The sequence below is a fragment of the Allostigmatella hybrida genome (assembly GCF_020103775.1).
Lineage (GTDB): Bacteria > Myxococcota > Myxococcia > Myxococcales > Myxococcaceae > Hyalangium > Hyalangium aurantiaca.
This window is the reverse complement of sequence record NZ_JAHXBH010000004.1, coordinates 249,981-273,995: the sequence shown is the minus strand read 5'-3', so window position 1 is coordinate 273,995 and position 24,015 is coordinate 249,981. Positions and strand designations below refer to the sequence as shown.

General features: G+C 70.0%; 18 protein-coding genes. 7 read left to right on the top strand and 11 right to left on the bottom strand.

The window, feature by feature from the left end:
• Nucleotides 1-104 precede the first annotated feature (104 nt).
• Nucleotides 105-1,862 carry a DUF4215 domain-containing protein gene (locus tag KY661_RS10105; protein ID WP_225410006.1) on the bottom strand — a complete coding sequence of 586 codons (1,758 nt, stop codon included), beginning with the start codon at nt 1,860-1,862 and terminating at the stop codon, nt 105-107.
• 290 nt (nt 1,863-2,152) lie between these two features.
• On the opposite strand from KY661_RS10105, the gene KY661_RS10100 reads away from it, so the two are divergent.
• On the top strand, nt 2,153-3,835 hold the full coding sequence (locus KY661_RS10100) for a hypothetical protein (protein ID WP_225410005.1): 1,683 nt from the start codon (nt 2,153-2,155) through the stop codon (nt 3,833-3,835).
• Nucleotides 3,836-3,911: 76 nt separating this feature from the next.
• Here KY661_RS10100 and KY661_RS10095 read toward each other — a convergent pair whose 3' ends face one another.
• On the bottom strand, nt 3,912-4,067 hold the full coding sequence (locus tag KY661_RS10095; protein ID WP_225410004.1) for a hypothetical protein: 156 nt from the start codon (nt 4,065-4,067) through the stop codon (nt 3,912-3,914).
• A gap of 225 nt (nt 4,068-4,292) precedes the next feature.
• Here KY661_RS10095 and KY661_RS10090 point away from each other — a divergent pair, with 225 nt between their 5' ends.
• The 3 genes from KY661_RS10090 to KY661_RS10080 all read left to right on the top strand — a co-directional run bounded on the left by KY661_RS10090 (nt 4,293) and on the right by KY661_RS10080 (nt 7,557).
• Nucleotides 4,293-4,706: a hypothetical protein gene (locus KY661_RS10090; protein WP_075004542.1), complete on the top strand. Its 414-nt coding sequence runs from the start codon at nt 4,293-4,295 to the stop codon at nt 4,704-4,706.
• 65 nt (nt 4,707-4,771) lie between these two features.
• Nucleotides 4,772-5,929 (top strand): hypothetical protein, encoded by a 1,158-nt coding sequence (locus tag KY661_RS10085; RefSeq protein ID WP_225410003.1) that lies wholly within the window; start codon nt 4,772-4,774, stop codon nt 5,927-5,929.
• Complete coding sequence (locus tag KY661_RS10080) at nt 5,929-7,557, top strand: hypothetical protein (protein ID WP_225410002.1); 1,629 nt, start codon at nt 5,929-5,931, stop codon at nt 7,555-7,557. Before KY661_RS10085 ends, KY661_RS10080 begins: the two co-directional genes overlap by 1 nt.
• A 15-nt stretch (nt 7,558-7,572) precedes the next feature.
• Here KY661_RS10080 and KY661_RS10075 read toward each other — a convergent pair whose 3' ends face one another.
• The 3 genes from KY661_RS10075 to KY661_RS10065 all read right to left on the bottom strand — a co-directional run bounded on the left by KY661_RS10075 (nt 7,573) and on the right by KY661_RS10065 (nt 11,047).
• Nucleotides 7,573-8,850, bottom strand: coding sequence for a hypothetical protein (locus tag KY661_RS10075; RefSeq protein WP_225410001.1), 1,278 nt, complete (start codon nt 8,848-8,850; stop codon nt 7,573-7,575).
• A 13-nt stretch (nt 8,851-8,863) separates the two neighbouring features.
• The gene (locus KY661_RS10070; protein WP_225410000.1) at nt 8,864-9,754 is read right to left on the bottom strand and encodes a hypothetical protein; all 891 of its coding nucleotides are present in this window, start codon (nt 9,752-9,754) and stop codon (nt 8,864-8,866) included.
• A gap of 177 nt (nt 9,755-9,931) precedes the next feature.
• Entirely contained in the window at nt 9,932-11,047 is a 1,116-nt protein-coding gene (locus KY661_RS10065) for an aminotransferase class I/II-fold pyridoxal phosphate-dependent enzyme (protein ID WP_225409999.1), read from the bottom strand.
• Between the two features lie 171 nt (nt 11,048-11,218).
• Between KY661_RS10065 and KY661_RS10060 the strand changes: the two genes are divergently transcribed.
• Nucleotides 11,219-12,262, top strand: a complete 1,044-nt coding sequence (locus KY661_RS10060) for an SDR family NAD(P)-dependent oxidoreductase (RefSeq protein WP_225409998.1) — start codon at nt 11,219-11,221, stop codon at nt 12,260-12,262.
• Nucleotides 12,263-12,359: 97 nt separating this feature from the next.
• Here KY661_RS10060 and KY661_RS10055 read toward each other — a convergent pair whose 3' ends face one another.
• The 3 genes from KY661_RS10055 to KY661_RS10045 all read right to left on the bottom strand — a co-directional run bounded on the left by KY661_RS10055 (nt 12,360) and on the right by KY661_RS10045 (nt 15,441).
• Nucleotides 12,360-14,198, bottom strand: a complete 1,839-nt coding sequence (locus tag KY661_RS10055; protein ID WP_225409997.1) for a hypothetical protein — start codon at nt 14,196-14,198, stop codon at nt 12,360-12,362.
• Between the two features lie 361 nt (nt 14,199-14,559).
• Nucleotides 14,560-14,994 (bottom strand): hypothetical protein, encoded by a 435-nt coding sequence (locus KY661_RS10050; RefSeq protein ID WP_083422968.1) that lies wholly within the window; start codon nt 14,992-14,994, stop codon nt 14,560-14,562.
• Nucleotides 14,995-15,087: 93 nt separating this feature from the next.
• On the bottom strand, nt 15,088-15,441 hold the full coding sequence (locus tag KY661_RS10045; RefSeq protein WP_225409996.1) for a hypothetical protein: 354 nt from the start codon (nt 15,439-15,441) through the stop codon (nt 15,088-15,090).
• A 467-nt stretch (nt 15,442-15,908) separates the two neighbouring features.
• Here KY661_RS10045 and KY661_RS10040 point away from each other — a divergent pair, with 467 nt between their 5' ends.
• Nucleotides 15,909-16,511, top strand: coding sequence for an XPC-binding domain-containing protein (locus KY661_RS10040; RefSeq protein WP_225409995.1), 603 nt, complete (start codon nt 15,909-15,911; stop codon nt 16,509-16,511).
• A 77-nt stretch (nt 16,512-16,588) separates the two neighbouring features.
• Here the strand turns inward: KY661_RS10040 and KY661_RS10035 are convergent, their stop codons facing one another.
• Both KY661_RS10035 and KY661_RS10030 read right to left on the bottom strand, forming a co-directional pair.
• On the bottom strand, nt 16,589-19,315 hold the full coding sequence (locus KY661_RS10035; RefSeq protein ID WP_225409994.1) for a serine/threonine-protein kinase: 2,727 nt from the start codon (nt 19,313-19,315) through the stop codon (nt 16,589-16,591).
• Between the two features lie 71 nt (nt 19,316-19,386).
• Nucleotides 19,387-20,643, bottom strand: a complete 1,257-nt coding sequence (locus tag KY661_RS10030; protein WP_225409993.1) for a C39 family peptidase — start codon at nt 20,641-20,643, stop codon at nt 19,387-19,389.
• 246 nt (nt 20,644-20,889) lie between these two features.
• Between KY661_RS10030 and KY661_RS10025 the strand changes: the two genes are divergently transcribed.
• Nucleotides 20,890-23,217: a bifunctional SulP family inorganic anion transporter/carbonic anhydrase gene (locus tag KY661_RS10025; protein ID WP_225409992.1), complete on the top strand. Its 2,328-nt coding sequence runs from the start codon at nt 20,890-20,892 to the stop codon at nt 23,215-23,217.
• Here the strand turns inward: KY661_RS10025 and KY661_RS10020 are convergent.
• Nucleotides 23,203-24,012, bottom strand: a complete 810-nt coding sequence (locus KY661_RS10020; RefSeq protein ID WP_225409991.1) for a dihydroneopterin aldolase — start codon at nt 24,010-24,012, stop codon at nt 23,203-23,205. The two genes, KY661_RS10025 and KY661_RS10020, sit on opposite strands and share 15 nt — an antisense overlap.
• Nucleotides 24,013-24,015 lie beyond the last annotated feature (3 nt).

Genomic DNA, 24,015 nt, shown 5'->3' with positions numbered 1-24,015 from the left:
CCGAAGTCCGGCGCCGCCTCCCCTCAGGTGTCCTCAGGCCCGGAATGCTTCCCTGCCCAGGGAGCGGGGAGCCGCCGGACGGCGCGGCCCCCCCGGAGACGGCCTTAGCCGATGCGCGGCTTGCAGGTGTTGCTGCACAGGTCGTCGTTGTCGTCGTTCCCGTCGTCGCAGCTCTCGCCGAACGCCTCCTGCACCACACCATCGCCGCAGCGCGGGCCAAAGATGCATCCGGGCGCGCACTGGCCGTAGCCGCCAGGGTTCGTCCCCGTGTCGCACTCCTCGGGCGGCTGCACCTTGCCATCGCCGCAGCTGCTCGTGCACTCGGTCCGCTTGGTGGTGAAGTTGCCCAGGGTGAGCTTGTAGTTGGACTGGGTGGTGTGCCGCTCGGCCTGGAACACGACGGCCTCGTAAACGCCGCCCTTCCTCAGGCCGAACTTCGTGACGGCTGCGGCCGTGGTGAGGTCCACCGTTCCGCTCTGCTCCGGGTGAACGCCGCCGAGATCCAGCGCGAGCTTCTTGTTGATGAAGACCCACACGTCATCGTCGCCGGTGAACGAGAGCTTCTCGGTGCCCTTGTACTCGAACCAGTACCGGTTCTCGCTGGTGAAGTTGAAGTTGTGGCCGCCCGTGCGCTCGGGCTCGTCTCCCGTCGCCACCCAGCCCTTTTTGTCCAGCGGGAAGAAGTTGCTGTTGGAGTACACGTAGTTGCCCGTCGGCCGGCCCTGGCCGTCCTTCTCCTGGGTCAGCGTCAGCGTCTCGACGATGGTCTTGCTCCGGGCCGAGTCGGTGTACCACTGGTCGAAGAGGGCCTTGCCGTGGGTGCTGGCGCTCGGCTGGCCCTCCTTCGCGTAGTCCGGCTTCTGGTTGGCGCCTAGCGTCTCCTTGACGATCTCCAACTCACCGCTGCCCGTGGCGTTCTCGAAGTCGATGTGCTTCTGGGGGTGGTTCCGGTCGTTGCCGATGAAGTCGCGGTAGACGACCGGGATCTTCACCTCGGACGGCGGCTCGCTCTCGATCTGCTTGCACTGGAAGCCCGCCTCCAGCTTGCACTGCGACGAGCACCCGTCGTTGTCCCGCACGTTGCCGTCATCGCACTCCTCCGCGCTGCCCGGCAGGATGAGGTTGTCGCCACAGATGGCCGTGCAATTGCCGTTGCTGCACACCGGCTCCCGCTTGCACAACGGCGAGCACCCATCGCCCATGTCGTTGTTGCCATCGTCGCACTGCTCGGTGCCCTCCACCTTCTTGTCTCCGCACGTGGTGCGCGCGCACGCCTGGCCCGGCGTCGGGCACTTGAACCCTTCCTCCAGACGGCACGTGGCGCTGCACCCATCGTTCGCCGCGGAGTTGCCGTCCTCGCACTCCTCGTCACCGGCGATGATGTTGTCGCCGCACTTGGCCGCCTGGCAGTTGCCGCCCGTGCTCGGGCAGTTCCAGCCGCTCTCCACCGCACACGTGGCGCTGCACCCGTCTCCAGACTTGGCGTTGAAGTCGTCGCACGCCTCCTTCAGCCCGCGCACGCCGTCGCCGCACTCGTTGCGCACGCACGGCTGGCCCGGCGTCCGGCAGATCCACCCGTTCTCGTTCGTCTCGATGGTACAGACCGACGAGCACCCGTCCCCGTCGTTCCTATTGCCATCGTCGCAAGCTTCCCCGGCCTGGAGCGTGCCGTTGCCGCAATCCGTCGGGTCGACGGTGCCCCCGTCGGTGCCTGCATCCGTCGAAGCATCCGGCGGGTTGTTGCCTCCGTCGCCCGCGTCGGGCTTCGGGTCCACGATGTCGCTGCCACAGGCCGCGAGGGCCAGGAGAAGAGAAAGTGCCGCAAGTCTGGAAATTCTGGATGAACAGTGTGATTCGGACATGCGGGCATCGTCTAAGTCATGCGACAGCGTGTCAATCGAACCCCACTCCGAGGTGCCTCCTCTGACGTAGGCCAGGGTGGGCATCGTGAGCACAGCACATCCCGGGTGAAATGCGGGGCCGCCCCTCCCCGAAGTCCGAGTCCGCGCGTGAAGCCTCCCTGAAGTCAGGGCCGTCCGCCCCGCCGCACTCAAGGCAGGCCCAAAGGACAGGGAATGAAAGCGGATAGGCCCTCCCTACTTTCGACGTCATGAGACGGATGTGGGGATGGGCGGCGATGGTGGGGGCGAGCATGGCCTGGCAGCCGGGGTGGGCGGCGGCGGATCCGGAACGGATCCACGCGGTGCAGGGAGCTCCCCCCGCGGGGAGCATTCCCGTGGGGCTGCCGGCCACGCTGATGGTGGGGCTCTTCGAGGAGAACGGGAAGACGTGGATGAAGGACAGCGGGGTGCCCTGGAACGTGCGCTACCGCTACTTCGTCAAAGGCTGGGCCGACAACTTCGGCTACGGGCAGCACGACGGCACCTGGGGCCTCAAGTACATGAAGGAGTGCGACACCCAGGGCTTCGTGCCCGCCATCCAGTACTACCAGCTCAACGGTGAGGCGGGCGGCGGCGAGGCTCAGTTCCTCGCCAAGGCGCAGAACACCGCGACCATGAAGGGCTACTTCGAGGACTTCAAGCTCCTCATGCAGCGGGCCAAGGACTTCGGCAAGCCGGTGCTCATCCTGATGGAGGCCGATGGCTTCGCGCTGATGGAGCACCAGTCCGCAGACAACCCCAACGCCTACGCGGCGGTGGCGGCCACCGGCCTGCCGGAGCTGGCCGGGCTGCCCGACACGGTGGCCGGCTGGGGGCTCGCGTTCCTCCAGCTGAGCAAGGCCGTGGGCGCCAGCAACGCCATCCTGGGCATCCACATCTCGGCCTGGGCGAGCGGCAAGGACATCGCCCACTTCTCGCTCACGGATCCGCTGGAGCCCGAGGTGGACAAGGTCCACACGTTCCTCCAGCCGCTGGGCCTGGCGCCCAACGTGACGGGGGCCACCTGGGACGTGCTCGTGGCCGACCCGCTCGACCGCGATGCCGAGTTCTACCAGCTCAACGCCGGACAGGACCGGTGGTGGGATCCCAGCGACACGGCGCCCCTTACCTCGAAGAGCTTCAACCGCTACGCGGAGTGGCTGCGCCTGTGGAACGTGGCCGCCGGCAAGCGCTGGGTGCTGTGGCAAATCCCGCTGGGCAACTCGAACCACCTCAACGTGGACAACACCGGCGACGCACCCCGCGCGGGCTATCAGGACAACCGGGCCGAGTACTTCTTTGGCACGGGCGACACCGCGCACCTGGAGAAGTTCGCCCAGAGCGGCGTCATCGCCCTGCTCTTCGGCCGCGGGGAGGGCCGCCAGAGCTCCTACACGAATGACGTCTACACGGACGGGCAGCTCTTCATGAAGAGCCGGGCCGGTGCATTCCTACGGGCGGGCGGGTTGCCGCTGCCCAGCGAGGGCCCCACGCCCACGCCGCCGGACACGGCCCCGTTCCACTTCGAGGACGGTCTGCAGAGCTGGGTCATGTGGGGCGAGATGCTCAAGGGCGTGGCGTCCTCCACGGAGCAGGCCTGGGCGGGCACGCACGCGCTGGCGGCGAAGCTGGAGTCCACGGGGACGGGCGGGCTCGTCAAGGTGTCCGTGGCCAACGTGGCCCTACCGGCGGGCGCGAAGCTCTCCTTCCGGGTCTGGTTTCCCACGGGCAGCCGCGTCAGCGCGCTTCAGCCCTTCCTCATCCAGGGCGCGGGCGGAGGGTGGAAGTACACCGGCGCGTGGGTGAGCACCGGCCCCATGACGGCGGGCAGTTGGAACACCGTGTTCCTGCAGGTTCCCGCCAACGCCGTGTCCCCCGTGGCCGAGCTGGGGCTCGAAATCTTCACCGATGGCGCCTGGACGGGCACCGTCTACCTCGATTCGGTGAGCTGGTAAGCGCGGCTCGCCTTTCAAGCGGAGCCTGGGACTGCTCCTCGGACCGGGTGGAGCCTCGCAAGGGGCTTCACCCGGTTCACTGCTTCTGCGCTTCTTCCTTCTCGTGCTGCTCCTCGCGCTTGCGCCGCGCGTCCTCTTCCCGGCGAAGGCTCAAGCTCGAGCTCCACAGCCCCGGTCCGAGCACCACGACCAGGAACACCATCACCACCACGCCGATCAACATCTCTACCATGGGCTTCTCCCACGCTGAGCGATTAGGGCAGCAGGTACAGGGGGGCTACCTCTGGCGCAAGGCACAGTGAGCGGTTTCCGCTTCCAGCACAGTGCCCCGTCCCCCGGCAGACAGCCTGAGCGAGGGGCAGGCATCCATCCCCCTCTGGGCTGGCACCTCCGCCACCGCTGAACATCTTTTCAGCCACAGACCCTGAGTTGGATCCACCTGGAGAGGTATCCCCCCATGGCAATCGACGCACTGCGAAAGAATGGAATGATGGCCCACCTGCTCGACGCGCTCGAAGCAGGCCAGAACATCGGCCACTACGGCCAGTTGGTGTTCGCGATGGTGGCGCGGCACTTCACGGAGGAGGAGGAGCTCATCGCGCTGCTCCAGAAGAATCCGGACTGCAGCGAGGAGCAGGCCCGGGCGCTGGTCGAGCAGGTGAAGGGCCGGGATTACAACCCGCCGCGCCGGGAGAAGGTGCTCGCCTTCCAGGCGCAGCAGGAGTTCCCCATCATCCCCAACCCGGAGGACCCCGACGCGGGCAACGTCTACAAGGACCTCCAGTTCCCCGAGAGCGTCTACGCCCACATCTCGGAATACCGGGAGCAGAAGGCCCACGCCGGGGAGGGCTCAAGCAGCCAACCGGGGTAGCAACTTCCACCGGCTCCGGGCGACAATGAGGATGCTGCCCGTTCTCCGTGCCGAGAGGTGCCCCCATGAGCTCCATCCGCAGAATTCTCGCCGGTATCTCCTCGGCCCCCTGGGCGGCCCGCTATGAGGCGCTTGCGCCCCTCCGGCAGGCGCCGCCCGCGCCCGTGGCGCCGGTGCAGCGCAAGGGCTTCTCGGACCAGAGCGACTTCCAGTCCGCCGATGAAGTGGAGAGCTCCCCGCTGTCCGCGCGTGCGGCGAACTTCTCGGGCCGCGAGCCCCGGAACGCGGACGTGCTGCGCGGGTACGCGGGCATGAGCGACTTCCAGGCCGCCCTGCCCCGCTACCAGCACCTGCTGGGCACGAACATCCCGCCCCCGCCGGGCAGCCACTCCTGGCTCTCCCCGGGCGGCCGCTCCCAGGCGGCGCAGGCTCCGCTCGAGTCCACGCCCGGCCACGGGCAGGCGTCCGGGCTCACCGCCCCGGAGGACTTCGCCCAGGCCGCCGGCCTCGCGGTCGAGGAGGACTCGGTCCTGCTGTACACCCCTGAGGGGGAAGGGACGGGCCGCTCGGTGGTGCAGCATGCCGATGGCCGCGTCACCGATCCGGCGGCACCAGGGACTTCGTTCCCGGATGCCGCCGCCTGGGAGCAGGCGAACCCGGGCCTGACGCGCGCCCTGACCCTGTCCCGCAGCGATGCCGACCTCGTGCTCGACATGCCCGAGGGGGCCGCCCGGGACGAGGTCCTCTCCGAGCTCGCCAGCACCTTCAGCCCCTCGGAGGGCTTCGCCGCGACGGGTGATGGCTTCATGCCGTCGATCGACGATGTCCCCGTCCGCCCGGAGCCCCTGGAGGACACGGGGCGCGCGGACGCGTTCATGCCCTCGATGGATGACCTGGCGGGCCCCAGCGAGTCCGCCCAGGTGCTCGCCATGGCCGAGGAGCTGCTCCCGCTCTCCGGCGAGGCGTTCTCGAACCTGCTCGGTCCCACCGGCACGCTGGCCGAGGGCACGGATCCGATGGCGGCCGCGCGCCAGGTGTCCGCGCGGGGGACGTCCGAACAGCAGGCGCAGCTGGCCCGGGCGCTCTATGAGCAAGGCCCGGCCCCGTTCCAGCGCGCCGCGGCCCTGACGGCCTCCGCCCACCCCGAGGCGGCGCAGGCCCTGCTCCAGCACATCGGCGAGCCGCGCCTCGCGGACTTCGTGCGCTCTGTCCTCCAGGCGTGATGCAGACGCCACCGGACACGCGCCCTCCTCCCGGTGCGGCCCTCCTGGGCCGGTTGCTGCGCGCGGCGGCCGAGCTGCCCCGGCAACCCACCACGGACGCCCTGCTCACGCAGGCCCTGCTCCAGGCGGACGCGGCGGCCTTCCAGGAGCGCGAGTTCCAGGAAGGCCTCGCGGCCTGTCTGGCCAGCGCGCGCTACCCGAACGAGCCCGAGGCCCGGTACCAGGACGCGGCCCAGTGGGAGGCCCTGTTCGCGGACGCCCTGGGCCCGCAGCTCTTCGCGGACCCACGGCTGCTGCCCGCGCAGCGCCTGGAGACCGCCGCCTTCTTCCTCGTGAGGCCCACCTTCCTGCTGGAGCTTCCCTCCATCTATGGAGGCAACCTCACCCACGTGGCGGCCCATGAGGCCCAGCTCTGCCTCCAGGCCTTCGAGCCCGGCCAGGTCGCGCCCATCGCCCGGTTCCCGGAGGCGCTGCGGCCCCGGTTCCCGGAGCTGGCCTCGCTGTCCCCGCCCGTGGATGCCCAGGCGCTCTCGGTCCTGATTCCCCACGTGCTGCGCCCAGATCAGGCCGCGCGGCTCATCCACGCCCTCGCGGAAGAGATTCTCCAGACGGCCCAGGACGATGGGCCCCTGAAGGCCTCCCGGCTCGCGTTCGCGGACGCCGCCGCCGAAGGCCTGCGGGCGCTGGAGGAACAGTTCCACGCCGAGACCGCGCCCCAGCAGGTGGCCCAGCTCCTCGTGCTGGCGGCCCTGCAACACCAATGCTTCTTCCAGAACCTGCCCGCCTTCACCGCGGACACCCTGGAGGGGCCCGGGGTGGACGGCCGCGTGGCGCATGGCTTCCTGCTCACGGCCATGGACCACCTCGGCATGGCGCTGGGAGGGCCCGTGGGCGCCGCGGCGGCGCGGCGGCTCGCCCAGAGCACCCTCCAGGCCGTGGAAGCGCTGCGCGAAGGGGGACGGCTGCCCCTGGGCGCGCTGAGCGGCGAGGTGCTCGGCATCCCAGGCCTGGGCCTGGCCCCCCATCCCGTCGGCGAGGTGGCCGCGGCCCTCACCCAGCTCTACGCCGTCCAGCTCTCGCAGCTGGGAGAGGACAGCGCCAGCGTGCTGGGGGAGCTCGCCTCCCTCCTCTTCCAGGGCGAGGTGGCAGGGCTCGGCGCCGCGTGGGCCCAGCTCCTCGCGGATCCCTCGCGCAGGGAGGAGCTCCAGGAGGCGGATGCGTCGCTGCGCGCGGAGGTGCTTCGCGTCCTGCTCGTGGGCGGCGCGGTGGGCGCCTTCGCATGGGACACGGTGGCCCCGGCCCTCCAGGCGCACGGCGCCGCCCTGCTGGGCTACAGCCTGCCCGTGGACCTCCCTGAGGAGACGCAGGCGGCGCTCTACGCGGCGAGCGCGGCCCGGGCCGTGGCGGCGATGGGCAATGACGAGCTCTTCGAGGCGCTCTGCTCGGGGAACATGACGCCCGCCGAGGCCCGGGCCGAGTCCCAGGAGCGGGGCGCGGGACTGTTCGCCGGAGGCCTGACGCCCGGCGACACGTTCCTCACCACCGCGATGCTCGCGGCCGTGGCGCCTCCCGCGCTCACCTTCACGCCCTCGGACGAGGACCTTCCTCCGGACAGCGCTGAAGGTTGATCCGCGCGCCGCGCCTCAGGGCGTGCCCTTGCCCGCGATGGCATCGAGCTGATCCTGGGCCTCGTTCACGTCCCGGGTGAACTCGTCGAGGTGGCGGGTGCGCTCCTCCGACTGCCACTCGTCCGGGGAGAAGTCCGTGGACGGGTACTCCCGCGTGGCATGGACGTACCCGCGAAGCGCGGTCATCAGCTCGCGATCCGGATCCCCCTCCTCCTTCAGCAGGAACCCATCCACATCGCGCAGCCTCAAGGGGAAGCTGGGCGCCTCGTCGAGGAGGAGCTTGCCAAAGAGCGTGAACTTCACCTCGTGCGCCCCCTCCTTCAGCTCCTCGTTGAAGGACACATGCCCGAACGGCACGCCCGCCTCGTCATCCACCCGCCCCGTCAGCACGTAGCGGCCGGGCTTGCGCACCTGGATGCCCAGGTAGAGCCGCAGGGAGCCTTGCTCCACCGCCTCGCGCACCTTGCCCGTGAGCACCGCCGGCGGCATGGACGTGTAGAGGACATCGAAGAACGCGCCCCCTTCCGCACGGCCCGAGCGGACCTGGAACGACACCCGCAGCGTGCCGGAGAACATCGCGAAGCCCTGCTTCGAGGGCTGGAGGCGCGCGGTGAACAGGCCATCGCGGGCCACGGTGTCTCCCTGAAGGCCTTCGTCCGAGAACACCAGGGGCACCGGCGCGGCAGCGCCCCCGGCCCCCGCCAGGTGTTCGGCCTCGAAGGCCTTGCCGCCCGTCACCTCGCACGGCAGGGGCTCACGGGTGTTCGCGTTCTCGCACCCCACGGAGAAGTGCACGGCCTCTTCGCCCGCGAGGAAGACCTTGTCCTGCTTCATCCGGAGCCGCACCTCCGGAGACTCCTGGCTCAGCGGCTGGGAGCGCTCCGGCGCGGGAAGCTGCTCCTGGTCCGCGTGCTCCCGGATGGGCGAGGACTCTGGCGGATAGCGCGTCCCCTTCCGGTACGTGTCGAGTGTGAGCCGCGCCTGCTCCAACCGCTGCGCCCAGAGCTCGCGCTGCGCCTCCCGCTCCGCTTCCTCCGCAGAGAGGGACGGCTTTCCCGCGGCCGCCCGGACGGGCGCAGCGCCCCGGACAGGGGCCCCCCCATTCCGAGGGCCCACGGGCCCGGGCGTGCCGGCCCCCCGGGAGTCAGAAGCCCCCGGCGGCCCGGCCGCTTCATCTCCTCCCAGGACCCCACCCCACCACAAGCCTCCAAGCACCAACGGAACGAGCAACCCCAGCCACGCGGCACGGCGTGTCCGGGAACGGGAAGCACCTTCAGCAGGGGGCAGGGACATGGGAGTGAGTCACTCAGTTGGCGGTGGCGAGCCGGGCGACGTCCGCGCGGACCGGCCCGATGATGCCCGCCCAGTTGCCGTTGGCGTAGTGGTTGTAGGCCTCGCCATCATCGCGCAGGGCCACCGAGTGGTTGCTCCACTTGGCCTTGCCGTTGCTGCACGCGTTGGTGCCGGTGTTCAGCGTGCCATCGCAGAACCAGTCGCCGGGGTTGCAGTAGGCGCCGCCCGAGCTGCCCGAGACGCCGCCCGTGGAGTGGTAGCCGACGGCCTCGTCATCCTGGCCATCCAGGATGGCCGCGTAGAACGTCCCGCTGGCGCCCGCGTACATGTGGAACACCTTGGAGCGCGTGGCGTTGTGGTCATACATCGTGCGCGCCGTGGTGGTGACGAGATCCTTCACCAGCGGCTCGCTCATGGCCCACTCGCCCACATCGGCCAGCTCGCTGCCACCGCCCGCGCCCGAGGCCACGCGCACCCACTTGATGTTCCAGCCCGTCTGCGTGGTGCCATCCGTGTTGCCGCACACGCCGCTGGAGTTGGGGACGGCGTTCTTCTTGTAGCGCGCCGAGCCGCCGTAGAGCGACAGCGCATAGCCAATCTGCAGGTTCCCGGCGCTGTGCGCGGCGATGTAGCACCAGTTGGTTCCCGTGCAGAAACAATCCAGCGCATCACGGATGCGGCTGTTCTGGCCGCCAATCTGTTGCGTGCCGTTCCAGTTCACCGCCTTCTTGTTCGCGCCCGCCGCGGCGCTGCTGGGCCCCCAGTAACTGAAGTCGTTGTAATTGCCCGCCTGGGTCTTGCCGTCATTCCGGCCGTGGATCCACAGGGTGTAGTTGGTGGCCGAAGCTTCCGGAACCACCAGGATGGATGACGCCACAAGGACAGCGTAAAGCAGCTTCTTCATGCGATTGCCTCCAGCAAAGGGGGATGGAGAGGGACGCTCCGTGCGGGATGGAAACCCAGCGGGGAGCCCACTCAGCTTACGGCGCTATTCCCTGACAAATCGATAGCCTTGAAGAACAAGGCGTCCGTGAAGAAGCTGACTCAATGTGTCAATGTATCGCGTGGGTTGGAAGCGACCTCACCCCGCGGCGAGGAAGTGCTCCAAGCGCTCCAGGGCCTCGGGCAGGCGGGTGCGGCCGAACCCCAGCCGGAAGTGATTGCCCGGAAAGTCATAGACGCTGCCGGGCAATAACAACACCCCTTCGCGCTCCACGAGCGCCTGGCAGAAGTCCGTGATGGGCACGTCCCGGAGCAGGCGCGGGAAGGCCACGCTCCCGGCGCGCGGCCGCACCCACTGGAACGTGTCCGCGTGGCGCGCGAAGAAGGCATCCAGCCGCTTCAGGTTGCCGTCGAGGATTTCCCGGCTCCGGGCGAGCACCTTCTCCTTCTCGCGCAGGGCGATGAGGGCCAGCACCTCGCTCGGGGCGCTGTTGCAGATGGAGGTGTAGTCCTTGTAGGCCGCGCACCGCTGCAGCAGCTCCGCGTCCCGGCACGCCAGCCACCCCACCCGCAGCCCCGCGAGGCCAAACGCCTTGGACATGACGCCCAGGCTGAGCCCGCGCGCCGTGCGCTCCACCGCTGCGGGCAGCGTCTGGGCCGGGGCATGCTCCAGCAGGCGGTACACCTCGTCGGACAGCAGGTACACCCCGCGCTCCTCGGCGAGCGCGCACAGCGCCTCGAAGGCCTCCGGCGTGGGCAGCGCCCCGGTGGGGTTGTGGGGGAAGTTCACCACGATGAGCCGCGTGTGCGGCCGCAGCGCCCCGCGCAGGGCCTCCAGGTCCAACGCCCACCCGTCCTCCTCTCGCAGGGGCAGGAGCGTCACCTCCGCCCCGGTGGCGCGCGCCACCTCGTGCAGGGACTGGTAGCCCGGCCACGTCACCACCGCGTGGTCTCCGGCGCCCAGCAGCACGTTCATGAGCACGAACACCGCCTCCTCGGCCCCGGCGAAGGTGAGCACCTGGCCGGGGGACAGGCCCGGGTAGAGCGCCGCGATGGCCTCCTTGAGCGCGGGCAGCCCGGTGGACTCGGTGTAGCCCAGCGTGAGGCCCTCCCATCGGGCGCGGGCCTCCGCGTCCGCGAGCGCCAGCAGGTCCGCCATGCGCCAGCCCTCGATGTCCGAGGAGCACAGCAGGTGGGGCGCGGTGAACTCCCACCGCGCGAAGTACCGCTCCAGCTTGAAGTCGGGGATCCGCATGCCGCTCCTCTCGATGCCTGCTTGCCCTGCCACCGTCCGGGCGGCCCCCCTCCTTCCGGGCAAGCAAGCGCTGACCGGGGGCTGGGGAGGGGCGCCCGCACGGGATGAATACCTTGTGCGCAGTCCCGCCCGCATCCTTTCCGGAGTGCCGCGGCGGACAGGGAGCGAACCATGGCCGAGCGCCACACGAAGGAATCCTCGCGCTTCACCTTTGGAACATTCGCCGCCGCCGGGCTCGGCACGGTGCTGGGGCTCCGGGCCCTGCTGCGCACGAACACGAGCTTCCAGAACAAGACGGTGCTCATCACCGGAGGCTCCCGGGGGCTGGGCTTCGTGCTCGCGCGGCGCTTCCTCCGGGAGGGCGCGCGCGTGGCCATCTGCGGCCGGGAGGAGGCCACGCTGGCGCGCGCCCGCGTGGAGCTGGACGCCCTGGGGGGCCAGAGCATGACCCTCACGTGCGATGTGACGGACCCCGTCCAGGTGGAGGCGATGGTCGCCGAAGTCCAGGAGACGCTGGGGCCCGTGGACGTGCTGGTGAACAACGCCGGCATCATCCAGGCGGGCCCCATCGAGTCCATGACGCTCGAGGACTTCCAGGAGGCCTTCAACATCCACCTCTGGGCCCCGCTCTACACGACGCTCGCGGTGCTGCCGGGGATGAAGAAGCGCCAGCAGGGGCGCATCATCAACATCGCCTCCATCGGCGGAAAAATCAGCGTGCCGCACCTGGTGCCCTACAGCGCGAGCAAGTTCGCCCTGGTGGGGCTGTCAGACGGGATGCGCGCGGAGCTGGCGCAGGACGGCATCCAGGTCACCACCGTGTGCCCGGGGCTCATCCGCACCGGCAGCCCGCGCAACGCCACGTTCAAGGGCAACCACGAGGCGGAGTACGCCTGGTTCTCCGTGAGCGACTCCCTGCCCGGCCTTTCGATGAACGCCGAGCGCGTGGCGAAGAAGATCATCGAGGCCAGCCGCCGGGGGGACGCCGAGGTGCTGGTGGGCCTGCCCGCGAAGCTGGGCGCCCTGGCGCGCGCGCTGGCCCCAAACCTGACGACCTCCCTGCTGGCGTTCGCCAACCGCCACCTGCCGCAGGACAGCAGCCCGGAGCGCTTCAAGGGCCACCAGAGCGAGACGCCGCTCACGCGCTCGTGGCTGACGGAGCTGTCGCGCCGGGCCGCCGAGCGCAACAACGAGAACGGGGTGCCCGTCCACTGAAACGGCACCGCGCTCACGCCCGGGAGGGCGGAGCGCGGTTCGAGGGGGTGGAGGCCGTCCGGACAGCACGGCCCCTGCCCGGTCTATCCAGGGTGGACTACTGGGTGCAGCACAGCAGCGCGTGCGGGTCGCCGTTGGCGTCGCGGCTCACACCGGCCACGAATCTATCGGTGCCACACTGGCCCTTGGTGCCGGCAGCGTCCCAGTTCCCGAAGTCCGTCGTCTCGCGGTTGTCCTGGGTGGCGAAGACGCGCGGGGTACAGGAATTGCGCGTGGTCCCCGCGGCCGGGCAGCAGAGCACGCCCGCGAAGAAGTTGTCCGGGCTCTGCGCCACACCGGCCACGTACTCGTCGAGGCCGCACTCCACCTTGGCGTAGCCCGAATCCCAATCCCCCGAGGCCGTGGTGCCGCGGTTGTCCCCGCCCAGTACGGAGCGGGACTGGCAGCCGGTGGGGGGCACGCCCTGGACGGGGTGCTCGTAGCGCGGGGCGGTGACGGTGTCCGTGTAGCACAGCGCCGTGCTGGCCCAGCCGTTGGCGGAGGAGCGGGAGAGGCCCACCACGCGCTCACCCGGGGCGCACTCGGCCTTGTAGTGGTCCAGGAACCACTCGTAGGTGACGGTGGTGCGGCGCGAGTCCTTGGTGTCGAAGCTCAGCGCGTAGTAGGCGGCGCCCAGGTTCCAGCACACGTCCGGGTCCGTGTTCGTCGAGCCGCCCGCCAGGTTGCGGTACTTGTCCCACACCTGCGTCTTGGCCACATACGCCTTGCCGTTCCACTCCCCGCGCAGGCCGAAGCGCTCCACGGCGTCATCGCGGTAGTTGTACCAAAGGCCAAAGGGCGTCACGCCGCTGCTCACCAGGGCGTTGGCCGCCGCGTCCATGCCCGCGGCCATCTGCCTCTGCGTGTGCACGCAGTTGTTGGCGCCGCACATGGTGGCACCAGGCTGGGCCAGTTGCAGGCCAAAGGCGGTGGCGAACAGCTTCGAGTCCGTCTTGCCCGTGGCGGTATTCACGCGCGTGGCCACGTTCTTCAGGCCCGAGGTGATGTTGGCCTTCCACGTGCCGAAGCACGCGCTGTTGCTGGTGTCCGACCCCGGCGAGCCGTCGCCCTCCGTCGGCGGGCCGTTGCCCCTCGTCGGCGTGTTGATGCACTGCAAATCCAGGTGGTTCGGGTTGAACGGGTGGATGCCGAAGTAGTCGAAGGGCCGGTGCTTGCTGCCATTGGCCAGCACGAACGCCTTGGAGTTGAAGAACGGCGTCCAGTACGGCTCGGTGAGGTAGGTGTTGCGCAGACCACCGCTGATGATGATTTCGGTGCGGTTGTTGGCCGTCTTCCACTCCCACACCCGGCGCAGCAGCCACGCGAAGGCGTTGGGGCTCACGCGGTAGCGGCTCACCCCGTCCGGACAGCCCGTGTCCATGACATTCGGCTCGTTGCCAATCTCGTACGCGTCCGCCTTCGCCGTGCCCGTGAAGAGGCTGTTGGCCAGGGCGTTGAGCTGGCTCACGTAGGCGGTGGTGTACGCGTCGATCTCCGCCTGGTTCGTGTCCGAGCCGCAGTAGCGCGCCGGCACCACGACATCGACCTTGATGTTCTTGGCATGCGCCTTCTGAACGATGGACGTGTAGACGGGCGTGCCCGTGTCCATCTGGTTCGCGTCAATACGGACCCACTGCGCCCCGAGCTGGTTGAACTCGCAGTAGATCTGCTCGGCGTACGTGCTGAGCGGCTGCGAGCTCGCCGTGCGGATGTTGCCGGCCACGAGTCCCAGCGTGACGCCCGCCAGCGCCTCCTGCTCGATGGCGCCTGCGGGGGCTTCCACGGCCCCGCTCTGGCCCTCGTCCACCGGGCCACAGGCTCCCAGCAGGGCTGTCATCACCACCACGGCCCGCCGAAGATGTCTGGGACTGCTCACCTTTTTGTTCACGCTGTTCACGCTGCACTCCTTGGCTCCGGGGGGAGCCCTTGTGGGGGAGAGTGGCAAGCCGCTCACAGGCGTGGCGGACCGTTGCCCTGAATCCTATTCAGCACACCTGGGGCCCCCAGGCAAAGCCAGGTATTTCAGGAAATTCACCCGAACCCTGGTGGCCTGGCCCGGGGCGATGACAACGTTCACGCATCATACCCGGCTCTCTGGCCCATTTCCCGAGGGAAAGGGTCCTGCGTCCCGAAACGTCCTCAGCCTGGATTGTCACATGCCTGAGCCAGGAAAACGCGGCGCCGCGGCGCCAATGAAGTCATCACCGGGGGGAAGCGCAACGGTGGGCGGCCGCAATCCCACCCACGGCGCGCCGGGCTCAGGGGCGGCGGGGGACCGGCGTCTTGGCGGCGTCCGTCATCCACCGGCGGCGCTCCGCCGCGAGCACCGCGCGCGCCTCTTCCCAGGTGGTGACGTGAATGGTCACATCGCCCGGGCCGGAGTGCTCGCGGGTGAGCCGGGCGATCTGCAGCCGCTGGACGGTGGAGGAGGACAGGTGGGCACAGCACACCACGCCGCGCTGCCGGACCTCGTGAATGAGCTCACCGAAGCGGTGGGTCGCCGCCAGGCTGGCGATGCGCATGGGCCGCATGTCCGCCAACACCAGGTGGGGCTGGCCGCCGTAGCAGGCCGTCGCCTCGCGGTAGACGCGGATGAAGTCCATCATCTCGCGCTCCTCGAAAAACCCTCCCATGCGCAGGTAGATCGTGCGCTCCGAGGGCTCGTTCTTCAGGCTGAAGTTCGCGGAGTTCACTCGGGCGCCCCCCTGCATCCACACGCGTCTCTGGCCGCGCAGTCTACCCTGGCGCCGGGCCGAAGAGAGCGGGATGCGGCGCGCCGCACGAGGTTACTGGATGAACGTCATGGTCTTCGTCTCCACGGAGCTGCCCTCGGCCGTGTAGACGCTGTCGTTGGTCCACGTCCACGTGCCGCGCTTGTACGTCACCGGCAGCATGAACGTGCAGCGGTCCGTCTGCGTGCACGTCGCCGAGCCGGTGACGACCGTGGGGCCGGAGACCGTGGCGTTGAGGGTGATGCTCTCCACGGGCGCGTCGCACGTGGTGACGAAGTGGAAGTACATCCGCCCGCTGAAGCCGAAGGTGGGGCCCGTCGCGGTGGCCGTGCACGAGACCGCCGTGTCCTGAAGCTCTGCCGTGGTGATGTTCAGCGCAGCCAACCCGATGAGCAGCAACTTGGTCATGGACTCTCTCCCCTTCGCGAGGAGGGCCATTGCATGGATGAAGCCGAACCCCGGTTCGTGCTCGGCCGCCCGCCCCCACTGCACGGCTACAGACTGCTTGTTCGCGGAACCGATTGTTGGCGGTCACAAATTTTATGCGGCGGGATTCTGCCCGTTGGGATGGAAGCCCCCTGACGCAGGCTGAGAGTCATTTGCTACCCCCCTGCCATTCCTGACCCCCCTGCCGCACCGCACCACCTGCCCCCGAGAGGGGGAAACCCTGCGTTTTCGTTACGGTTTTTGTACAGCACCGGTACCGCTTTCGCATGCGAGCGCATCCCACAAATCTCTCAAAATCCAATTTTTAATCAGGCCCCGGAAACAATCTGCGGTGGCCTCCGACAATGTAACCAAAGCGCACCCACTGACTTCCAAGTAAGCAGTCTCACTACCTCCACCGCATCACCAACTCACGAGGGTTTCAGACCATGGGCATCTCCTCCATCAAGGGCAGCGCGGCTCCTTCCATCGCCAATGTTTCCCGTCCGCAGGCTCCGGGCGCCCCGCAGGCCCCGCAGAAGCTGGATGGGTTGGTGTCGGACATCAGCCAGAAGCTGCAGTCGGGAGATGTCAAAGGCGCGGTGGAGGGCCTGAAGAAGCTGTGCGAGTCGATGGGCGTGGACGCCAAGAAGCTGCTCGAGGCGCTCGGCCTGGGCGAGGGCGGCGAGGGCAAGGCCGGGAAGGCCGGTGGCGGCGGTGAGGCCGGCGGCGCGGCGGGCGGCGGTGAGGCCGGTGGCGCGGGTGAGGCCGGTGGCGCAGGCGGCGCGGGCGAGGCCGGTGGCGCAGCGGGCGGCGCGGGCGGCGTGCTCGAGATGCTGATGAAGCTGCTCAAGGAGAACCCGGAGCTGGCCAAGCAACTGCTCGAGAACCCGGAGATGCTCAAGCAGCTGGCCCAGAACCCCGAGCTGCTCCAGCAGGTGGCCCAGAACCCCGAGGCCCTGAAGGCGATGGCCGCGGGCGCGCCCCCGGAGCTCGGTGGCGTCAGCCAGTTCCAGGCTGCCGCGCCCCCGGCCCCTGTGAGCCTCGGCTGATTCTTCCCGCACAGCGTGCGTAGCGCGTGAGGCTGGAGCCCCTGGGTTCCGGCCTCACGGCGTTTCAGCCCCGGCGCTCAGCGCCTCGGGCGCCGGCCGGGACGCGGGGGCGGCGCGGGCGGCGCCTCCCGCGCCTGGAGCCACGCGTCGATCTGCGCCACCTGCTGGGGCTTCTCCAGCTTCGCGTAACCCTGGCGGGCCCGGAGCGCCTCTTCCCGGGCGCGCTGGGGGGCCTTGCCCGTCTCCCAGAGCGCCTGGGCAAGGCGGAAGCCCGTCTCCGCGAGCGCCTCGGGCTCGGTGTTCTCGTAGGCGAGCGCCTGCTTCAGGTACGCGATGGCCTCCGCCGCCTGCCCGCGCGCCAGCAGCGTCTTGCCCATCCCATCATAGGAGTAGGACAGGTCCGGGTGGTCCGCCCCGAGCTTCTCACCCTTGATGTCCACGGCCTTGCGGAAGGCCTCCATCGCCTCCTCATAGCGCTGGAGCCCCAGCAGACACTCGCCCAGCTCGTCGAGCGCATCCGCCACGGCCGGGTGGTCCGAGCCCAGGGCCGCCTTGCGCAGCTTCAGGGCGGCCTCGGCGTGGGGCAGCGCCTTCGCCGCGTCGCCGCCCTCGCGGTAGGCGGTGGCGAGCATGACGTGGCGGCTGCCCATCTCGGGGTGCTGGGCGCCCTTGGCCGACTGGGTCTGCTGGAGCGCCTCGCCGAGCATCTGGATGGCGCGGGCATGCTCGCCCTGGCGCAGCGCCGCCAGCCCCAGCCCGTAGCTCACCTTGGCCTGCTTCGGGTCCTCGGTGCCCAGGGGGTCGCGCCGCAGCGCGCGCGCCTTCTCGAAATAATCCGTGGCCTCCTGGTAGCGCCCCTGCATCAGGGCCACGCTGCCCAGGTTGCCCATCAGGTCCCCGGCCAGCGAGGGCTCCCCACCGAGCCGGTGGAGGACGGCCACCGCCACCTCTCCCCAGCGCCGGGCCTGCTCGGACTGGCCGTTGTCGGCCAGCGTGAAGATGAGCTTGATGAGGACCTCCAGCCGGGTGCGGTCGGACCGGCTGGACTCCGCCTCGTCGAAGGCCCGCTCCAGCTCGCGCAGGCCCGCCTCCGCGTCCCCGCTCTGCTGCAGCAGCCAGCCCAGGTGGTAGCGCAGCTCCGCCTGCAGCGGCAGGTAGGTGGTGGCCACCACCTCGGGTTCGATGCTCCGCGCCAGCTTCAGCGCGGGCTGGTAGCGCCCCGCGTCCTGGAGGGCCTTGATTTGCGAGAGCTGCTCGCCGAGCCGCTCGATGGTGGCGCGGCGCGCGGGGTCCTCGGGCAGCGGGGTCTGCTCGGTCAGCGACTCGATGTCCTGGCACGCCTGGAGCGAGGGGAGCGCCGCGGCGGCATCCACCGAGCGCTCCACCACCTTGGCGTCCGCCTCGGTCAGCAGCCCCACCAGCGCCCGGAAATCCCTCCGGCGCCGGTCCAGGCACACCATGCGCAGGGACAGCAGCGCCTCGGTCTGCGTCCCCTGGATGCGCGTGGCCACGCAGGCCTCGGTGTGCATGCGCGTCCAGCCCTGGGCATACCCCTCCAGCACCTGGACCACCTTGCGGGCGCTCTCCGGGGCGAAGGGCTTGTCCGTGGCGGCGAAGGCCGTCTCAAGCTTCTGCCGCGCCGCGGGCCCCCACACGGAGGCCATGAGCGGCTCGGAGCCCGTGCACCGCTCGCCCCGCTGCTGGACGTACAGCGCCACCCCGGCGCCCGCCACCGCCGCTGCCCCCACGGCGGCGAGCACCCGGCGCCGGCGGCCCCGCCGCTGGTGCTGGGACAGCGCCGTCAGCAGGTCCTCCATGGAGGCGAAGCGGTCTTCCGGGCCCAGCGACAGCCCCCGGAGCACCGCGCGCCGCACCCAGGAGGGCACCCGCGCATCCCGCGGCGGCTCCTGGACGATGGTGCCGGGGGGCCACTTGCGCCGCAGCTCCTGCGCGCTCGGCGCCTGGAGGCTCTGGCTGACCTCGGCCGCCACGGCCGCCATCTGCTGGGGCTGGAAGGGGCGCTTGCCGTAGAGCGCCCAGTACAGCGAGGCGCAGAAGCTGAACTGGTCCAGCCGCGCGTCGCCTGCGTTGCCCAGGTACTGCTCGGGCGGCATGTACTGGGGCGTGCCCACGATGACCCCGGCGGACGTCAGCGCCGAGGAGAGCACCCCGCCGGACAGCTCTTCGAACGCGGCGTCCGCCTCGAAGGAGGCCTCCTCCTGCCCCGCGGCCTCGGCCAGCCGGGCCAGGCCGAAGTCCGTGACGTAGACCCGGCCGCTGTCGGAGATGAGCACGTTGGCGGGCTTGAAGTCCCGGTGCACCAGGCCCGCCCGGTGGGCGGCCACCAGCCCCTGGCCCGCCTCCAGGAACTTCTGGAGGATCTGCTGCCAGGGGTGCTTCTGCCGGCGCAGCCACTCGCGCAGGGTCTGCCCCTGGATGAACTCCAGGGTGATGAAGACCTGGGCGCCAAAGGTCCCCACGTCGTGCACGGTGATGACATTGGGGTGGGAGATGCGGGCCATGGCCTGCGCCTCGCGCAGCAGCCGGGCGCGGCCCTCCGAGCCCTCCTCGCCCTCCTTGTCGGGGCGCAGCAGCTTGAGGGCGACCTTGCGGTCCAGCTCCGGATCATACGCGGCGTAGACGGTGCCCATGCCGCCCTGCCCCACGGCCTTCAGCAGGACGTAGCGGTCGATCCGGGTGCCCTGCTCCAGCGCCTTCGAGAACCGGGAGCTCTCGTCCGAGGCAGGCCGCCGGTGCTTGACGGAGGACTTTCCAGTTCTTCCATCCGTTGGGGGGCCAGCCATCGCCTCGAAATACTAGCCGGTCCCGCCTGCCTGTCACGAGACTGGCGGGTCCAGCGTGCCGGAGGTTCTGCTCAGAACGAGTCGATCCAGGTCTTCTTGCCGATGCCCGGATCCCTCAAGTCCTCACGCTTGATGCGGTTGAGCACCTGCCGGTCCTTGGAGAACAGGCTGGACTCGAGCCGGGCCAGGAGCCGGTTCAGCTCCGGGTCCTTGCGCTCCTTGCGCGAGAGCAGCTCGCGGGAGATCTGCTCGACGTTCTGCTCCTGGGAGGTGATCTGCTCCTTCACGGGGGCGGCCTGCACGCTCTCCTGCCCGTAGCGGACGTCGAGCGAGGCCAGGTTGTGCTGCTCCGCGGTGCTCAGGGGCAGTGCCGGCCCGGCCACCGCGGCCTCGTGGAAGCGCGTGTCGATGCCCTCCAGCGCGTTGTCCGGCACCGAGAAGGCCGCGGGCACGGGCGCCTCCAGGGGGGCGGCCGCCGCCGGGCTGCCCGCGAAGGCGCCCGTGGTGGACGCGAGCGTCGCCGTGTTCAGCCCCTGGAGCAGGGACTCCGCCCCGGCCCGCGAGGGAAGCACGGTGGCCCCTTCGCCCCGCGCCGCAGGCGCCGTGGGCAGCAGGGAAGGCAGCGGCATCTCGGCCGTGCCGCGCGAGGTGCGCGAGGCCCCCACGAAGGCGTCCGTCCGGGCCATCTCCGCCGGCATGGGCTGCCCGGAGGCCAGGGACGAGGCCGTGGCGGCCGCCGAGGCGTTGCCCGGGCCACCCACGGGGATGAGCAGGCCACCGTCCGGGGGCGCCCGGCCCACCGCCTCGCGGAGCTGCTTGGGGCTGATGACGTAGGGCTTGTTCGCCATCGGATCCGACACCACGTAGTTGCCGTCGGCCGTGGCCTTGTGGATGAGCACGTAGTGCGCGCTGTCCTGACCGGTGGCGCGGTCATTCACCCCAACCTGGGCGATGAGGGTGTTGCCCTGCTGGAGGTGCTGCTTGAGGGCCGCGTCGCTGTACTGGCCCGCCAGGGCCTCGCCGGCCAGGGGCACGCCGATGCGCCCCAGCATCTGCGCCACCCCCTCCGGGGTCGTCCCCTTGGAGGTGACGACGCCCTTGCCCAGGCTGTTGATGAGCTGCGCGTCGTTGAGCTGGCCCTGCTTGCCCCAGCTGCGCGCCACCATGGCCACGACGGCCGGGGCGCAGTTGTAGGGGCCATTGACGTAATGGGAGGCGGCGGCCCCCTTGGGCCGGAGCTGGTTGATGTGCGGCAGGGGGGCAGCGGCATCCGCCCGAAGGGCTTGGACCGGCAGCGACTCACTGGTGCTCGAGCGGCGAATGCTCATGAAGGGGCTCCCGTAGGTGAGGCCTGACCTACTTCGCTGAACCTCTCGAATTGTCTGAACCCAGCACGCCAAGTTGCCGATCGGCCCCCATTTTGAATGGGCTCAAATTAATCCAAGCGGGCTGCCCTGGATCTGTGCACAAAGCATCGGAGTGCTCATTTCACCGTGCCTCCGGAAGATTTCATCTGGATGGACGGTGCAGAGCGCCCGGACGTTCGGGCCCCCGCTTCGAGGGATTTGACTGACATGCAGCAGAAAGAGCACTTCGGAAGAGCACGGGCCGAGGGCCCCTCCACGATGCGCCTGGACCTGGGCATCCGTTCCCTTTTGCCTGAGTGGAAGGCGCTCTTTTCAACGAAGTACCTCAAGGAGGATCTGCGCGCGGGGCTCACCGTGGCCGCCATCGCCATCCCCTTCACCCTGGCCATCGCGCTGGCCTCGGGCGTCTCGCCCCACATGGGCATGGTGACGGCCATCCTGGCCGGCGTGGTGTGCGCCCTGTTCGGCGGCACACCCCTGACGATCAGCGGCCCGGCGGTGGCCATGTCGGTGCTCATCGCCAATGCCGTGTACCAGTACGGGCTGGGGGGCATGCTCCTCATTGGCCTGGTGGTGGGCATCCTCCAGGTGCTGACGGGCATGTTCGGCCTGGGGCGCATCGTCCGCTTCGTGCCCCTGCCGGTGGCCACTGGCTTCACCGCGGGCATCGGCGCCATCATCTTCATCTGGCAGTTGCCGCGGGCCTTCGGCCTGGTGTCGCCGGATGAGGGCCACGTGGTGGAGGTGCTCACGCACCTGGGGCAACTCATCCACGAGTTCCATCCCGGCGCGCTCGTGCTGGCCTCGCTGACGCTGGCCCTGTGCCTGGGGCTGCCGCGCGTGTGGCCCCGGCTGCCCGCGCCGCTCATCGCGGTGGCCCTCTCCGCGCTCGTCAACGTGGGGCTGAGCCTGCAGGCCGATACGGTGGGGGAGATATCCCGCTTCCTGCCCAGCCCGCAGCTGCCGCACCTGCCGGAAGGCAGCCTGATACCGCTGCTGGGCACCGCGCTCATCGTCTACGCGCTCGGCTCGCTGGAGGCGCTGTTCGCCGGGGCGGCCGTGAACCGCGTCGTCAAGGATCTGCGCCACGACACGGACCAGGAGCTGGTGGGCCAGGGGCTCGGCAACGCGGTGGTGGCGCTGTTCGGCGGCATCCCCATCACGGCCGTGGCCGTGCGCTCGAAGACGAACGCGCAGGAGGGGGCCCGGACCCGGCGCGCCTCCATCATCCACTCCCTGACGCTGCTGGCCGTGCTGGCGCTCTTCGCGCCCTTCATCGCCTACATCCCCATCGCCTCGCTGGCCGGCGTGCTCCTGTTCCTGGCGCTGGGCATGATGCGCCTGCGCGAGCTGAAGGCACTGTGGAAGGTGTCGCGCACGGACGCGGCCATCTTCGGCGTCACCTTCATCACCATCGTGCTGGTGGACCTCACCCTGGGCGTGCAGGCCGGCATCCTCGCGGCGCTGGCCATCGCCGCGGTGCGGCTCAGCCAGACCCAGGGCCGCCTGATTCAGCGGGAGACGCCCGCCGCCTACCGCGCCGCGCTCACGGGCCCCCTCACGTTCATGTCCTCCTCGAAGCTGGAGACGGTGCGCGACCAGGCCATCAAGCAGGGCTCCTCGCGGGGCGTCGTCATCGACATGTCGGACGTGACGACGATGGATGCCTCGGGCGCGGCCATGCTCACCACCCTGGTGACGGACCTGCTGGCCGCCAACATCAAGGTCGTGCTCCAAGCCCCGCGGCCCGAGCTGCAGCAGGTGCTCATCCGCCAGGAGAACGGCCAGGCGCTGCAGCCGCTCTTCGCCCTCACCGAGACGGACGTGGCCACCATCCTCCAGGGCACGGGCTACCTCTCGGTCCGGGAGCGGCTGGTGTACGGCGTGGAGCGGTTCCGCCAGGACAGCCTGCAGCGGTATGGGCCCATCTTCGACCGGCTCGCCCATGGGCAGACGCCCCACTCGCTGTTCATCACCTGCGCGGACAGCCGCATCAGCCCCAACCTCATCACCTCCACGGACCCTGGCGAACTCTTCATCGTGCGCAACGTCGGGAACCTGGTGCCCCCGGCCAGCTCGCCCGCGTCGGCCGCCGTGTCCAGCGCCGTCGAATACGCGGTGAACGTGTTGAAGGTGACCGACATCATCGTCTGCGGCCACTCGGCCTGCGGGGCGATGACGGCCCTGATTGCCCGGAAGCCGCCGGAGGGGCTGCCCAGCGTGGCGTCCTGGCTCAAGGAGGCCGAGCCGGTGCTGGAGCACCTGGCCGTGGATTGCTCCCCCGAGGATGCCGCCAAGCAGAGCGCGATTGCCCAGATGCAGAACGTGCTCAGCTACCCGGGCATGCGGGAGAAGGTGGAGTCCGGACAGGTCCGCCTCCACGCGTGGTTCTACGACATGGTGCGCTCGGAGCTGCTGGAGTGGTCTGCCTCCGCGGGCCGCTACCTGCCCCTGGGCAACCCGGAGGAGCCCGTCTCGCAAGAGGCGGACGGACAGCCCCGCCCCCCGGGCGAGCCCTTGCTACCGGTGAGCTGACGGTCCCCCCGCGCCAGCGGGGTAGTAGGAGCGCCCCTGCACCGGGGGCGCGCCAGCGGGGAGCGGCGCCCTCTCCACCAGCGGGAAGAACCGCGGCAGGCTGACGCAGAGAATGGCCTGCGCGGTGGAGGTGGGGTTGCCGTACTCGCGGACGGTGCCCCCGGGCCAGTGGAAGGCCATGCCGCGCGCCACGGGCGCCCCGTTCAGCAGCAACCCTCCGCCCAGCACCAGCTCCGCCTGCTCTCCGGGCGGCGCGAAGGCATGGGCGGCGGTGCGTCCCGGTCCAAGGTGCAGCCGGTAGACGCTGTAGCCCGGCCCCTCGTGGACGAAGTCCATGCCCCCCGAAGCGGCGGGCTCCGGGGCCCCGAGCTCCTCTGCCGTGCGGTGCACCTGCAGGGACGGCACCGCCAGCCCCTCAAGCGCGTGGGGCTTGGTGACGCGCACCGTGGCCGCCCGGACCTGGGCGTGCGGCGCCTCCGGCAAGGGGGACAGCAACACGTAGCGGGCCACCGTCTCCGCCGCCGACTCCAGCACCTTGAAGCGGCACGCCTCCAGGAGGAACAGCAGCTCGCCGGCCAGGCGCCCATCGTGCGCGGCGGGCAGCCGGTGCCCGGCCTCCGGGGCCTTGGGCGCCTCCAGGAACAGGGCCACATCCAGCCGCAGGGGCTGGGCGGCGATGCGCTCGCGCGGGTAGAGCCCCACGATGCAATCCACCGCCAGGTTCCGCAGCTCGATGACATCCAGCGCGTGGCCCTGGGCATCCGTCACCCGGGGCAGGTTCAGCCATTCGCTCATGGG